Origin of the sequence: Mycobacterium sp. (assembly GCF_025965855.1) — a bacterium.
GTDB lineage: Bacteria > Actinomycetota > Actinomycetes > Mycobacteriales > Mycobacteriaceae > Mycobacterium.
The window spans coordinates 19625-34488 of the sequence record NZ_JAOPWB010000295.1 but is presented as its reverse complement, the minus strand read 5'-3'; the positions used below and the strand labels follow the sequence as shown (position 1 = coordinate 34488).

Genomic DNA, 14864 nt, shown 5'->3' with positions numbered 1-14864 from the left:
ACATCAGCGCAAACGCGTAGATCACCGCCAAGCGAGGGCGAATGTTACGACGTCACGTGTGGCGGGCTGCTTCCTGGGCAAGTTGCACACGGGAGGTGAGGCCGAGTTTGGCGTAGACGTGGGTGAGGTGGGATTGCACGGTTCGCGGTGAGACGAACACCCGGGTGGCGATGTCGTTGTTGCCCAATCCCTCGCTGACGAGTCTGACGACGTTGCGCTCGGCCGGCGTCAGCGAGGCCCAGCCACTGGCGGGTCGTTTGCGTCCGCCGCGGCCGCGCAGCGCGTAGGCGATCGCCTCCTTGGTGGACAGGGCCGCACCCTCGGCCCACGCGGAGTCAAAGTCCTCCTCGCTCATAGCGTTTCGCAGCGCCGCAACCGAGGCGTCGTAGCCTGCGTCCCAGACCTTGAAGCGGACCGCGCCCATGCGCTTCCGGATGGCCGCAGCCGCGCCGAAAAGCCGCGCCGCTTCGCGGTGACTGCCGGCATGCCCGGCGAGAGCGGCGAGGCATTCGAGGATGTCGGGGATGGGCAGGTAAACCTCGAGTTCGGCGGCGCGTGCGAGCACGTCGTGCGCGTCGCGCTCGGCCTGATCTGGCTCACGCTGCGCGATCGCCACGCGGACGCGGGTCGTTAACGCCAACATCAGCCACGCGCCGGTCGTTGTCGAGACAGCGTCGTCGGCCCACCGGCGGGCTGCGGCCAGATCCCCGTTCGCCAGGGCGGCCAGCGCGCCGTAAGGGCGCAGCATCGCCGTCGCCGCGGGGAGGGCACTCAGGTGCAGGCCGGCCGCGTCGCATGCTCGCTGGGCCGTCGCGGCATCACCGTTGGCTAGGGCCGCGGCAGCCAACGACGAGTAGGCGAGGCCCGCGGAGATCGCCGCCAGCTCCGCCGCGGATTCGACGGCAACATCGGCGGCGGCCCGGGCCGCACCAGCCTCACCCTGCCACGCGAGCGCGGCGCCTTGGAGGGCGAGGCTGTGCACCCTGCGGATCTCATCGTGGGCCGCCTCTGCCTCGGCCGCTACCGCCCCGAATTGTGCGACGGCTCCGGCCAGATCGCCGCGACATAACTGTGCAAATCCAAGCGAAAAGCGGCACAGGCGCGAGTGGCCCCGGTCGCCGATCGCCTCGGCGAGGTCGCGTCCTTCTTCTGCAGCCGCGCGCCCCACGATCGGGTCACCCGCCACGAGCGCTGCCCCGAGCGCCTGCCAGCTGAGGAGCTCGCTCAGCCTCCACCGATCGTCTAACGCCCGCGCCAGGCCGATCGCTTCGGCGAAGTACGGCCGGGCCACCTCAGGGGTGGTGAAGACGGCGATCAGACAGCACGCGGTCAGCACCCGGGCCAGCAGGGCCGGGTCATCGATGTCGCGCGCGATCGCCAGGGCCTGCTGAGCCTGATCCATGCTCGCGGCGCCGCCGACCCATGAATCGAGTAGGGCCTGGTCGGCGAGGGCGCGTGCCCGTACCGCGGGCGCCACCTCGGGGTGCCGCGCGTCGAGGTCGACGCGGGCTGTGTCGAACCAGGCCAGCCCGTCCCTCGGGCGGCCCCGCGCGATCAACAGCGGCTGCAGCGACGACGCCAGCGCCAAAGCCATTTCGATATCAGAGTTTTCCCGGCTCCACCCGAACGCGGCGCGCAGGTTGTCGATCTCGGTCTCGGCCTGCTCGAGACGCTGCTCATAATTACTACCTGCCGGCGCGTCGAGCAGGGCCGCTAGCGCGGTGTAGTAATCGCGGTGACGCGAACGCACGGCATCGGCCTCGCCGGACTCGGCGAGCTTTTCCAGGGCGAATTGGCGCACCGTCTCCAACAGGCGGTAGCGGGTTCGACCGCGGCGGTCGTCGGCCACCACCAGCGACTTGTCGACCAGCAGGCTGAGCTGATCCAGCACCTGATAGCGCTCCACATCAGTGCCACAGCAAACGAATTGGGCGGCATCGAGGTCGATGCCGCCCAGAAACACCGCCAGTCGGCGAAACAGCACCCGCTCGGGCTGGGTCAACAGCGCGTGCGACCAGTCCACTGAGGCGCGCAGGGTTTGCTGGCGGCGTACCGCGCTGCGTGCCCCACCGGTCAGCAGCCGGAACCGGTCATGCAGGCTGTCGAGAATCTCGGCCAGCGACAACGCCCGCACCCGCGCGGCGGCCAGTTCGATGGCGAGCGGTATGCCGTCGAGGCGCCGGCAGATTTCGGCCACCACGGTGGCGTTGTCGTCGGTGACGGCGAAATCGGGGCGGGCGTGGAGCGCCCGGTCGGTGAACAACTCGATGGCTTCATCGGCCACCGAGAGCGACGGCACTCGCCACATCGCCTCGCCACCCACACCGATCGGCTCCCGACTCGTGGCGAGCACGGTCAGCCCCGGCGCCCCACCCAGCAGCGCGACAACCAGCTCGGCGCACGCATCCAGCAGATGCTCGCAGTTGTCCAGCACCACCAACAGTTGACGGTCGCGAACGAACCGCAGCAGAGTGTCCATCGTGGATCGGCCGGGTTGGTCGGGCAGCCCCAGCGCACGGGCCACCACCACCGGCACCAGATCAGGGTCAGTGATCGGCGCCAGATCCACGTACCAGACACCATCGGCGTATTCGCCCGCTAACTGGCTCGCAACTTGTACCGCCAGGCGCGTCTTCCCCACCCCACCAGCTCCGGTCAAAGTGACTAACCGGTCCTGCGCCAACAGCTTCCGCACCTCCGCCAGCTGTAAGCAGCGGCCGATAAAGCTGGTTAACTGCGACGGAAGATTGTGCGCAGCAATGCTTTTCGGAGTTCGCAAGAATGGGAACTCGGTGCGCACGTCGGAATGGCACAGCTGCGCAACACGTTCCGGGCGGGCAACACCGCGTAGCTCGTAAGTGCCCAAATCGCTGAGCCATGCATCGGCAGGCAGCGCGTCAACCACTAGATCCTCGGCCGTGCCCGACAGTAACGTCTGCCCGCCATGGGCCAAATCACGCAGCCGCGCCGTCCGGTTGATGGCGGGGCCGATGTAGTTACCCTCATCGCGCAACTGCACCTCGCCGGTGTGCACACCGATCCGCAGGCTGATCGGCGCCAACGGCGCCCGCTGCAAACCCAGCGCACACGCCACCGCATCACTGGCCCGCGCGAACGCCACCACAAAGCTGTCGCCCTCACCCTGCTCCACCGGCCGCACCCCGCCATACGCGGCTACCAAATCGGATAGCTCGCGATCCAGCCGCGCGAACGCCGCGGTCATCTGCTCGGGCTGGGTCTCCCACAGCCCGGTGGAGTTTTCGACGTCAGCCAGCAGCAGGGTCACCGTGCCCGTCGGCAAAAGCCCGCTCACGCCAAGATCGCTCCAGTCCACCAGCGGCGTCTCCGCGCGTGGATCAATCTCGCTCATGCTAGCCAGCATGCGGCCACGACGAGCGCAAAACATCAGCGCAAACGCGGATCTATGACTCCGCGGGTAGCGGATGCGTGCCATCCCCGCGTGGCTTGACCTCTGCGCGACCAGCCATGACGCGGCTTGTTTGAACCCGTCCGCGTTGAGAACCAACAGCCGCAGTGCTGCGGTGGACCGCAACTCGTTCACTTCTAGTCGCACCCGGATTTCCGACCCCTGAACGTCCGGATCTACGCGTTGCGGCCGATGGTCTGGGCTTGCCGTCGGCGGATAGTCGACGCCAACCCCACCCACGGAGGGCACCATGACCACCGACATCGTTTCCACCGGCATCTGCCCGAGCGTCTTCGATGCGGGCCTGCCCAGCATCGCCTACGACCACCTCACCGACTTCGAGGAGGCGCAACGCATCATCGCCGCGGCCCGCCAGCAGGCGCCGATCGCGATGGGACCACACGCGCCGGAGGTATTGAGCTACGAGCTGGTGCGCGCCGTCCTGCGCGACCCACGCTTCGTCAGCGCGCGCGGCTTAGGGCTGGATCTGCAAGGCATCACGTCGGGCCCGCTGTGGGACCGTGCTATTGCCAGCATTCTGAGCCTCGACGGCGACGCGCACCACCGGCTGCGCCGGCTCGTTTCCAAGGCGTTCGCGCCCCGCGGCGCCGAACGGTTGCGCGCGCTGGCGGTCGAGGTCATCACCGAACTCGTCGACCCGCTCACTCGGGTCGGCCGCTGCGACGCGGTCAGCGACATCGCCCGCCGCTACCCCATTCCGGTCATCTGCGCTCTGCTAGGTACGCCACGCGAAGATTGGCCGCTGTTTTCCGCCTGGGCCGACGACATCAAAAAGGTGTTCGACTGGAACATCGCACAGGACGGGCCGGCGATACTCGCGGCGTGTCAGCAGCTCGACGCCTACATCGAGGACATGATCAGCCTCCGGCGCAATGCCCTCACTGACGACCTGATCTCGGATCTGATCCGCGCAGAAGACGACGGCGACCGCCTCACCCACGAAGAGCTGGTCAGGCTGGCGGGCGGCCTGTTGTCCGCCGGCACCGACACCACCCGAAACCAGCTGGCCGCCGCGGTGCAAGTCCTGGCCGACCATCCCGACCAGTGGGCACTGCTCGCCCAGCAACCCGAACTGGGCGCCAATGCCGTTCACGAGCTCATGCGTTACTGCCCCATCGTTTTCGCCGTCGCCCGCAAGGCCGCCGAAGACGTCGAACTCGCAGGGGTCACCATCCCGGCAGGCACCATCGTGCTGGCCAACACCGCCTCGGCCAACCGCGATCCCGCCGTCTACAAAGATCCCGATCACCTCGACATCACCCGCACCGATCCTCCAGCCATGCTGACCTTCGGCGGCGGAACGCATTACTGCCTGGGCGCGCACCTGGCCCGACTCGAGCTCACCGAAGCGCTACGCAACATCACGCAGCGCATGCCCAACCCGCGCCGCACCCAAGCCGCGCAATGGAAGGCCATGACCGGAATTATCGGCCCGATCAGTGTGCCGCTCGAATTCGACGCCGGCCAATGACCCTTGTCGCAGTGTCGTTCACGCGTGGCGGGCCGCTTCTTTGACGAGTTGCACCCGAGAGGTGACGCCGAGTTTGGTGTAGACGTGGGTGAGGTGGGATTGCACCGTGCGCGGTGAGACGAAAAGCCTCGTAGCGATGTCGGTATTGCCCAGCCCTTCACTGACCAGCCTCACGACGTCATGTTCGGCCGGCGTGAGTGAGGCCCAGCCGGTGCTGGGTCGTTTGCGTTGGCCGCGGCCGCGTTGCGCGTAGGTAATCGCTTCCTCGGTGGACAGGGCTGCACCCTCGGCCCAGGCGGCGTCAAAGTCCTGCTCGCCCAGGGCATCGCGAACAGCGGCAACCGAGGCCTCGTAGCCGGCGTCCCAGACTTTGAACCGCACGTCGCCGATGCGTTGCCGACTGCCGTGTGCCGCTCCGAAAAGCCGGGCCGCTTCGCGGCGACTGCCGCCATCCCCGGCCAGAGCCGCGAGGCACTCCAGGGTGTCGGAAATGCCCAGGTGCGCCCGGAGATCGGCCCCACGCGCGAGCGCGTCGTGGACGTCGCGTTCGGCCTGCTCCCGCTCACCCTGCGCGATCGCCACCCGTGCACGCGTGTTCAGCGCCAACAGCATGATCCATCCCGGCGCTGTCGCGACCGCTTCGTCGGCCCAGCGCCGAGCGGCGATCAGATCCCCGCCCGCCTGTGCGGCCAGTGCAATGAGGGGGCGCAGGTGCGCCGCATACCCGGGCGCGAAACTCCCGTGCTTCCAGGCCGCCGCGGTCGCGTCCCGCGCCGTCCCAACATCGCCGGCGGCCAGGGCCGCGCTTCCCAGAGCGAAATAACCAAGACTCACGACGAGCGAGCCCAACTCGGATGCGGACTCGAGGCTGGCGTCGGCCGCGGCGCGGGCCGCGTCCGTCTTACCCTGCCACGCCAGCACGGTGCCCTGGTGGGCAAGGCTCGCCGCCGCATGGATCCCATCGTGGACGACGTTGGCCTCGGCGGCCACCGCGCGGAATTGTGCTGCGGCTCCAGCCAGGTCGCCGTGGTAAGTCTGTGCCAAACCCAGGCACATGCGGCAGTGGCGCGAGGCGAATCGGTCACCCATAGCGTCTGCGAGGTCGCGTCCTTCTTCGGCGGCCACGCGCGCCGCGATCGGGTCACCGTCGGCGATCGCCGCCGAGGCCTGCTGCGCCAGGATCTGGCTTAGCCGCCACGCATCGTGCAACTCCCGGACGAGTCCGATCGCCTCGGCGAAGTACACCCCTGCCAGCTCGGCGTTGTAGGCGGCGGTAAGGCCGCAGGCGGTCAGCGCCCTGGCCAGCACGGCGCGGTCATCGATGTCACGCGCGAGCGCCAGAGCTTGCTGCGCGCGATCCACGCTGTCGGCAGCGCCGAAGAATAAATAAAGCACTGCTATGTCGGCCAGCGCTCGCGCGCGCACCGCAGGCTCGACTTCGGCGTCCTGCGCGACCTCACGCGTCAGGACGGCATCGAACCAGGCCAGCCCTTCCCGGATCCGTCCCCGCGCCTGCCACAGCGGCTGCAACGACGACGCCAGCGCCAGGGCCGATTCGACGTCGGAGTTTTCCCGGCTCCATTCAAACGCGGCGCGCAGGTTGTCGATCTCGGTTTCGTCCTGCTCGAGGCGCTGCTCATAATCACTGCCGGCCGGCGCGTCGAGCAGCGCCGCCAGCGTCGTGTAGTAGTCCCGGTGGCGCGCTCGCACGGTGTCGGCCTCGCCGGACTCGCCTAGTTTTTCCAGGGCGTATTGGCGCACCGTCTCCAACAACCGATAGCGGGTTCGTTCCTCGGTGTCGTCGGCGACCACCAGCGACTTGTCGACAAGCAGGCTGAGCTGATCGAGCACCTGGTAACGCTCCACCTCACCGCTACCGGCGACGGCCTGGGCGGCGGCGAAGGCGAAGCCGCCCAGAAACACCGCGAGCCGCCGAAACAACACCCGCTCGGGCTCGGTCAACAGGGCATGCGACCAATCCACCGAGGCGCGCAGGGTCTGCTGGCGGCGCACCGCGGTGCGCGCACCACCGGTCAGCAACCGGAACCGGTCGTGCAGGCTGTCGAGAATCTCGACCGGCGACAAGGCCCGCACCCGCGCCGCGGCCAGTTCGATGGCCAGCGGCACCCCGTCCAGGCGCGCGCAGATCTCGCCCACCGGCGCGGCATTGTCATCACTGAGGGTGAAACCGGGGCGGGCATTACGCGCCCGGTCGCTGAACAACTCGACCGCGTCATTAGCCAGGGACAGTGACGGCACCCGCCAACTCACCTCACCCGCTACGCCGATCGCCTCACGGCTGGTGGCGAGCCAGGTCAGCTGCGCCGCCCCATTGAGCAGCACGACGAGCAGCTCGGCGCTGGCATCCAGCAGATGCTCGCAGTTGTCCAGCACCACCAGCATCTGACGGTCACGTACAAACCGCGCCAGCGTGTCAATTGTCGAGCGGCCGGGTTGGTCGGGCAGACCCAGCGCGCGCGCCACAGTGACCGGCACCAGCTCGGGATCGGTGATCGGCGCCAGGTCCACATACCAGACACCATCGTTGTATTCGGCCACTAACTGGCTCGCGACTTCCACGGCCAGGCGCGTCTTGCCCACCCCGCCGGCTCCGGTCAGGGTGATCAGCCGGTTGTGCGCCAGCAGGTTTCGCGCTTCGGCAAGCTGCGCGCTACGACCGACAAAGCTGGTGAACTGCGATGGGAGATTATGCGCGGCAATGTTTTTCGGCGTGCGTAAGGGCGGGTAATCGTTGCGCAGATCAGGGTGACACAGCTGCACGACCCGTTCCGGGCGCGCAACACCGCGCAACTCATAAGTGCCCAGATCAGACAACCACGCGTCGATCGGCAGCACATCAGCAACTAATGCTTCGGTCGTACCAGACAGCACCGTCTGCCCGCCATGGGCCAGATCGCGTAGGCGCGCCGTCCGGTTGATGGTCGGACCGATGTAATTGCTTTCATCGCGCAGCTGCACTTCGCCGGTGTGCACGCCGATCCGCAATCCGATCGGGGCCAAGGGCGACCGCTGCAGTCCCAGCGCACAGGCCGCCGCATCACTGGCCCGCGCGAACGCCAGCACGAAGCTGTCGCCCTCCCCCTGCTCCACCGGGCGCACCCCACCATGAGCGGCAACCAGATCCGAGAGAACGTGATCCAGCCGCGCGAAAGCCGCAGTCATCTGCTCGGGCTGTGTCTCCCACAGTCCCGTCGAGTCCTCGACATCAGCCAACAGCAGCGTCACCGTGCCCGTCGGCAAAAGCCCGCTCACGCCAAGATCGCTCCAGTCCACCAGCGGCGTCTCCGCGCGTGGATCAATCTCGCTCATGCTAGCCAGCATGCGGCCACTATGCGCTGCAAAACATCAGCGAAAACGCGCAGAGCCACCGCCTTCCTACGCGGACGTTTTCCGGGTCGACCCCGCGATGTGTGAACATTTACCGATGAGCGGACGCACCGCCGCTCGCATCCTTGGTGTGGCGGTGGCAACGATGTGGGCGCTGCTGGACGCGTTCACCGACACTCGGTACGCCTCTGCCGGCCCGTGCCCCGACGTCGAGGTGGTGTTCGCTCGCGGCACCAACGACCCGCCTGGCGTTGGCGGGGTCGGCCAGGCCTTCGTCGACTCGCTTAGGTCGCAACTTCCTGGACGATCCGTCGGGGTCTATGCGGTCAACTACCCTGCCACCGACGATTTCGTCAGAAGTTCGCTAGCTGGGGCCGGCGATGCGGGTGCACATGTCCAATCCATGGTGGCGACCTGCCCTAACACCAGAATGGTGCTTGGTGGATATTCTCAAGGCGCGGGCGTGATCGATATGACCACCAATCAAGTGCCGCCCCAGGTGGCTAATCATGTCGCCGTGGTCGCCGTCTTCGGCAACCCGGAGAGTACATTCGCGAGGACGTTGGGAGGTGGCCGGCTGCCTACGATCAGCCCGCTTTATCAGCCCAAGACGATTGACCTGTGCGTTCCTAACGACCCGATCTGCTCCGAAGGCAGGAACCCGACCGCACACGTTCAATATGTTCAGTCCGGGATGACAAACCAGGCCGCGGCATTCGCAGCCGGTCGGCTCTAGATTCGCTTGTTCTTGTCTCTTAAATCTGTATCCCGGCTTGGCTGAACCCGCTTCGGCTCGCCCGGCATCTTCGGGTAGTTCGGCGGATACGGCATGTCGCCAAGACCGCGCTCCTCGTCGGCGTCGGCCATCTCCAGCAACGGGGCAATCGACTGCGCCACGTCGTCCATCCCGGCCCACGGATCGTCCCGGCGCCGCACCAGCTCGGGCACGGTCGCCATGGTGTAGTCGTCCGGATCGGCGCCGGCCAGTTCGTCCCAGCTCAGCGGCGTCGACACGGTGGCGATCGGCGTCCGGCGCACCGAATACGGCGAGGCCATCGTGCGGTCCCGGGCGTTCTGGTTGAAGTCGATGAAAATGCGCTCGCCGCGCTCTTCTTTCCACCACGACGTGGTCACCGCGTCCGGTGCGCGGCGCTCGACCTCGCGGGCCAGCGCGATGCCTGCCCGGCGCACCTCGACGAAGCCCCAATCGGTGGCGATCCGCAGGAACACGTGGATACCTCGGCCCCCGGACGTCTTCGGGTATCCGGCCAACCCGAGCTCGTCGAGCAGCGGCCGCAGCACGTTGACCCCGACCGACCGCGCCTGCTCGAAACCGGTGCCGGGCTGCGGATCCAGGTCGATGCGCAATTCGTCGGGATGGTCGGTGTCCGGGCAGCGCACCTGCCACGGGTGCAACGTGACCGTGCCCATCTGCGCCGCCCACACGATCGCCGACGGGTGGGTCACCTTCAGCGCGTCCGCGGTGCGTCCCGACGGAAAGGTCACCCGGCATGTCTCCAGGTAGTCGGGGTGGTGTTGCGGCACCCGCTTCTGGTAGATCTCCTCGCCGTCGATGCCGTCCGGGAAGCGCTGCAGATGGGTGGGCCGGTCGCGCAGCGCGGTCAGCATCGGCCCGCCGGCCACGGCCAGGTAGTACTCGACGAGCCGCCGCTTGGTGCCTTCCGACCCCAGCGCGGGGAAGTACACCTTGTCGGGGTTGGTCACCCGCACCGAGATGCCGTCTACGTCAATTTCCTCCGCTGCAGTCGCCACCTCCTGATTCCAGCACGCCGCGCGCCACAATGAACCAATGGACTTGCCCGTCATGCCGCCCGTTTCGCCGATGCTCGCCAAGCCGGTGCGATCGATGCCGCCGGACGCGTCGTATGAGCCCAAATGGGACGGATTCAGATCCATCTGCTTCCGCGACCGCGACGAAGTCGAACTCGGCAGCCGCAACGAGCGCCCGATGACTCGCTATTTCCCCGAGCTGGTCGAGGCGGTGCGGGCCGAGCTGCCGGAACGCTGCGTCATCGACGGCGAGATCGTCGTGGCCACCGACCACGGCCTGGACTTCGAGGCGCTGCAACAGCGGATCCATCCGGCTGATTCGCGGGTGCGGATGCTCGCCGAGAAGACGCCCGCCTCCTTCATCGCGTTCGACCTGCTCGCGCTCGGCGACGACGACTACACCGCGCGGCCCTTCAGTGAGCGGCGCGCCGCTCTCGTCGACGCGGTGTCTATTTCAGCGGCCCGCTCGGGCCGCTGGATCCACGTCACGCCGGCAACCACCGACATGCAGACGGCGCAACGATGGTTCGAGGAGTTCGAGGGCGCCGGCCTCGACGGCGTCATCGCCAAGCCACTGGCCATCACCTATCAGCCAGACAAGCGCGTCATGTTCAAGGTCAAGCACGAGCGGACCGCCGACTGCGTGGTCGCGGGCTACCGGGTACACAAGTCTGGTGGCGAGGCGATCGGCTCGCTGCTGCTCGGGCTCTACACGGACGACGGGCAGCTCGCATCGGTCGGCGTGATCGGCGCCTTCCCGATGGCCGAACGGCGGCGGCTGTTCGCCGAGTTGCAGCCGCTGGTCACCACTTTCGAGGGGCATCCGTGGAATTGGGCCGCGCACGAGGCCGGCGAACGAACGCCGCGCAAGAACGAATTCTCGCGCTGGAACGCCGGCAAGGATCTCTCGTTCGTGCCGCTACGACCCGAGCGAGTGGTCGAGGTCCGCTACGACCATATGGAAGGCCCGCGGTTCCGCCACACCGCCCAGTTCAGCCGGTGGCGCCCCGACCGTGACCCGCGCTCGTGCACCTACGCGCAACTCGAACAGCCGGTCACCTTCAGCCTCGGCGACATCGTGCCCGGACTCGGCCCGGCGTCCAATCATGCGTGAGGGCAGAAGATCCCGAGAATCTGCTGGCAGTTGTCTTTGTTGATCAGGCCCGGGGGCGGAGGCGGGGGCGGCGGCGGCGGATTGTCTCCGTCCCAGATGTTTTGGGCGACATTCCCCTGCCCGAAGTAGACGTAGTAGTAGGTGTGGCAGACGTTGTTGTCCCAAATCACCGGGTTTGTGACGTGATTGCCGGTCGGCGGCAGCGGCTGTCCCGGGCACCAGCGGCACGGCCCCTCCGGGTGGTCCTCCGGGCAGCCGGGCCAGGCATTCAGCGGGACGGGACCGGGATGGGCCGCCGCCGTCCCCACGGTCAGGCCTAATCCGGCGACACCCAGGCCGCCGGCCACCAACGCGGCCGTTGCTGCCCGCGCGATTTGTCGTGCCATGGAACGAACGTCGTTCATCATTGTCCTTTTCCGTGCCAGCGGTCCTGGTGGGCCGCGCTACTGTGCAAGAAGACATTGCCCGCGTTGCTACCGGTCCCAAGTTCAAGACGCCGAGTGTTGGCCTTACGTACAGGAAGTGCCTGCGATTCGTCCATAGACCCCACGCTCGTCGGTTCGGGACTGCTGTAGCCGAAAACTACCGCCGGCCACTTGCGAAATCCTTGCGACAAATGTGTCGAATTGAAATGCACGAACCCGGCTTCCGGGACACCACTAAGCTGTCCTGATGCTAAATATCGCCGCGCTGTTCGTGGCCGGCACCGCCGCGCTCGACGACAACGGCGCGATCGACGCCACCGGCATACCCACGACATGGTTTCAGGTCGAGCAAATCCCTTTGACGGCAATGGTTCCGGTCGTCCTGGTGGTGCACGCGCCATCCGGTGGCGACTACGACGCGGAACTGCATGTCGTGTGCAAAGATCCCAAGGGGGTGGCACGCGGCAGCCTCCAGGCGTCTTGGCACTGGCCGGACGATGGCGACAGGCCGTCCAAGTACCGGTGCTTTACCGAAAGCCTTGCCTTCCCGGTCGAGACGGAAGGCGAGTACACGATCGGCGCCTATTACGACCCGCAAGGAAAAATCGAGATGGCCACACCCATACCGGTTTCGATCGCGTTGGTTGCGGCAAGCCCGGTCGACGACACCGGGAACAGCGCTGACGGCGAAGGCTAGGCGGTTTATCCAGGGCCGGAAGCGGGCACGCGAAAAGGATGTCAGTTACAGCATTTAAGGACCTGCCGTTGGCCGATCGCGACCGCAAGTGGGACGGCGACGCCGCCGAGAAGCGCGTGCGCAAGTGGGCCGGCGCAGAAGACAAGCCGAACCAAAAATACCGGGACGCCCACATCTGGTACGACAGCGACAAGAAGGACAACTTCACCGCGTACAAGCTGCTGTTCACCGACGTGATCGGCGGCAGACTCAAGGCGGTCCCACGGGGGGTGATGATCGCCGGCGATCATGGACGGCGCACGTGGCGGCATCGACTTGCCGAAGGCCGACGTCGACCGCGTCAAAAGCCACCTGGCGAAGTACTACAAGAAGATGGACGAAATCGCGCCGGGGAGCGCGGCTAACTAGACGGCGACCGTCAGCTCCGACAGACCGCGCAGCGTGACGTTCCGCTTGTACTGTGGCTCACCGGCAAGCCGCGCGTCCGGGAAGCGCGCGGTTACCGCCGACAGGGCCACGCCGGCTTCCAGTCGCGCCAACGGCGCGCCCAGGCAATAATGAATTCCGCGGCCAAACCCCAAGTGCCGCAAGGTCCCCCGATCCGGGTCGAAGGTATCGGGTCGGTCGAACTCGGCGGGATCACGCTGGGCCGCGGCCAGCAGGACCATCATGATTTCGCCCGCCGGTACATCGACGTCTCCGATCGTCATGTCCGAGGCGGCAACTCGGCCAGCCAGTTGCACGGGAGGGTCGTATCGCAGGGTCTCCTCCACGATCGCCGGCGCCCGACCGGGATCGGCGCTCAACGCCGTCCAGTGAACGGGGTGGCGCAGCATGGCCAACACGGCGTTCCCAATCAGATTCACCGTGGTCTCGTGTCCGGCGATCAACAACAGATTGCAGGTGGAGACGATCTCCTCCTCCGTCAGCTGATCACCGGACTCCTCCACCGCGATCAGGCCCGACAACAAGTCGTCGCCGGGCTCTGAGCGGCGCCGCTCGATCAAATCGTGGAAATATTTACGCAGCCACATCACCGCCTGTGTCCGCTCATTCATGACGTCTTCAGGCACGCCGGTCATCGTCGAGAACGGGTCCAGCGCCTGCGCCAGCACCGCCGACGCGCGGCTGAACCGCGGCTCATCGTCGAGCGGCACTCCGAGCAGCCGGCAGATCACCGCCACGGGCAGCGGATAGGCGAAATCCCCGACGACGTCGAACTCGCCCTTCTCGGCGATCCGATCAAACAATCCGCCCACCAGCGCGCTGATTTCGGGCTGCAGCGCATTCACCACTTTGGGCGCGAACGCCTTGGCGACCAGCTTGCGGAGCCGGGTGTGATCGGGTGGATCGAGGAACAAAAATCCCGGCGGGAACTGGCGGGGCTGCACCAAACCCGCGTCGATCTGCCGCTTCGCGACCGTTGAGGTCATGTTGCTGCTGCTCGTCGACGGGTGGCGCAGAACGTCGTCGCAGTCTCGGTACGCCGAGAAGACGACAAGGTTCGTCTCCGACAGGAGGATCGGTCCGTGGTCGCGAAACTGCGCGTAGAGCCGATACGGGTCAGAGCGGTTGGCCGGATCGAGCAGCTGTAGCAGTAACCCTTGCGATCCGGCTTGCGCGGCGGTCGTCATGCTCACATTGTGCCCGCACGCCGGAGTGGCTCAGCGACGCAAAAAGTCCACGACGTGGCCGGCCAGCTCTTCGCCGGCGTCCTCCTGCAGAAAGTGGCCGGCCCCGCGGATCGTCGGGTGATCGATACCCTGTGCGCCGCGCATCTCCCGCTGGAAAATCGCGGCCATCGGCCCGGTGATGGGATCGCTGTCGCTGAAGGCGACCAGCATGGGCGTCGGGCTCACGGACAGCTTCGCCCACGCCGCCTTGTTGGCCGCCGCCGCGGGATCGTCCGGTGACGTCGGCACCAGGCCGGGCATGGCGCGCGGCGCGGCGCAGTACTGGTCATCCGGGAACGGCGCGTCATAACCCGCGCGTTCCTCGTCGCTCATCCGCCGGCGACACCCGCCCTGCACGAACCAGCCGATGTTCAGCTCGGGTGTGGTGGTGATGGCCTCACGGAAGCGCCACCAGACGTCGGCCATCGGCTGCTCGCCGTTCGCCAGCCCGGTGTTGGCGACGACCAGCCGGGTGAACCGTTCGGGATGCTCGGCCGCCAGCCGCAATCCGATCAGCCCGCCCCAGTCCTGGCCGACCAGGGTCACGTCGCGAAGGTCGAGGACGTCGAACGCGACGGTCCGCATCCATTCGACATGGCGCGCGTAGCTGTGGTCTTCGCGGCGGGTCGGCTTGTCCGAACGACCGAATCCGACCAGGTCGGGGCAGATGACCCGATGCCCGGCGGCAACCAGGATCGGAATCATCTTGCGGTACAGGTATGACCACGACGGCTCGCCGTGCAGCATGAGAACCGGATCGGCGCCTTGCGGGCCGTCCTCCACCCAGGCGACGCGCAGCGCACCGCCGTCACCGTCCGCGATGTCGCAATAGCTTGGGGCATAAGGGAAGTCGGGCAGGTCGTCGAACCGATCGTCCGGTGTGCGCAGTGTTTGCAT

Annotated in this window: 10 protein-coding genes and 1 pseudogene; 5 read left to right on the top strand and 6 right to left on the bottom strand. The window is 67.0% G+C overall.

What is annotated here, in order from left to right:
• Positions 1 to 52: 52 nt before the first annotated feature.
• On the bottom strand, positions 53 to 3313 hold the full coding sequence (locus tag JWP83_RS25190; RefSeq protein ID WP_297736606.1) for a LuxR C-terminal-related transcriptional regulator: 3261 nt from the start codon (positions 3311 to 3313) through the stop codon (positions 53 to 55).
• A 364-nt stretch (positions 3314 to 3677) separates the two neighbouring features.
• On the opposite strand from JWP83_RS25190, the gene JWP83_RS25185 reads away from it, so the two are divergent.
• A complete protein-coding gene (locus JWP83_RS25185) occupies positions 3678 to 4919 on the top strand; it encodes a cytochrome P450 (RefSeq protein WP_297736570.1) in 1242 nt (413 codons plus the stop codon).
• 18 nt (positions 4920 to 4937) lie between these two features.
• On the opposite strand, the gene JWP83_RS25180 is transcribed toward JWP83_RS25185, so the two are convergent.
• The gene (locus tag JWP83_RS25180; RefSeq protein WP_297736603.1) at positions 4938 to 8192 is read right to left on the bottom strand and encodes a LuxR family transcriptional regulator; all 3255 of its coding nucleotides are present in this window, start codon (positions 8190 to 8192) and stop codon (positions 4938 to 4940) included.
• Between the two features lie 172 nt (positions 8193 to 8364).
• Here JWP83_RS25180 and JWP83_RS25175 point away from each other — a divergent pair, with 172 nt between their 5' ends.
• Entirely contained in the window at positions 8365 to 9003 is a 639-nt protein-coding gene (locus JWP83_RS25175; RefSeq protein WP_297736568.1) for a cutinase family protein, read from the top strand.
• On the opposite strand, the gene ligD is transcribed toward JWP83_RS25175, so the two are convergent.
• Positions 9000 to 10040 carry a non-homologous end-joining DNA ligase gene (gene ligD / locus JWP83_RS25170; RefSeq protein WP_297736565.1) on the bottom strand — a complete coding sequence of 347 codons (1041 nt, stop codon included), beginning with the start codon at positions 10038 to 10040 and terminating at the stop codon, positions 9000 to 9002. The genes JWP83_RS25175 and ligD overlap by 4 nt on opposite strands.
• Before the next feature lie 37 nt (positions 10041 to 10077).
• Between ligD and JWP83_RS25165 the strand changes: the two genes are divergently transcribed.
• Positions 10078 to 11172, top strand: a complete 1095-nt coding sequence (locus JWP83_RS25165; protein ID WP_297736562.1) for an ATP-dependent DNA ligase — start codon at positions 10078 to 10080, stop codon at positions 11170 to 11172.
• Here the strand turns inward: JWP83_RS25165 and JWP83_RS25160 are convergent.
• Positions 11163 to 11558: a hypothetical protein gene (locus tag JWP83_RS25160; protein WP_297736559.1), complete on the bottom strand. Its 396-nt coding sequence runs from the start codon at positions 11556 to 11558 to the stop codon at positions 11163 to 11165. The genes JWP83_RS25165 and JWP83_RS25160 overlap by 10 nt on opposite strands.
• Positions 11559 to 11868: 310 nt before the next feature.
• Here JWP83_RS25160 and JWP83_RS25155 point away from each other — a divergent pair, with 310 nt between their 5' ends.
• Positions 11869 to 12294: a hypothetical protein gene (locus tag JWP83_RS25155; protein ID WP_297736557.1), complete on the top strand. Its 426-nt coding sequence runs from the start codon at positions 11869 to 11871 to the stop codon at positions 12292 to 12294.
• Positions 12295 to 12332: 38 nt separating this feature from the next.
• A pseudogene (locus tag JWP83_RS25150) lies at positions 12333 to 12702 on the top strand (hypothetical protein).
• On the opposite strand, the gene JWP83_RS25145 reads toward JWP83_RS25150, so the two are convergent.
• Both JWP83_RS25145 and JWP83_RS25140 read right to left on the bottom strand, forming a co-directional pair.
• Positions 12699 to 13928, bottom strand: coding sequence for a cytochrome P450 (locus JWP83_RS25145; RefSeq protein WP_297736552.1), 1230 nt, complete (start codon positions 13926 to 13928; stop codon positions 12699 to 12701). The pseudogene JWP83_RS25150 and the gene JWP83_RS25145 sit on opposite strands and share 4 nt — an antisense overlap.
• A gap of 30 nt (positions 13929 to 13958) precedes the next feature.
• The gene (locus JWP83_RS25140; protein ID WP_297736547.1) at positions 13959 to 14864 is read right to left on the bottom strand and encodes a haloalkane dehalogenase; all 906 of its coding nucleotides are present in this window, start codon (positions 14862 to 14864) and stop codon (positions 13959 to 13961) included.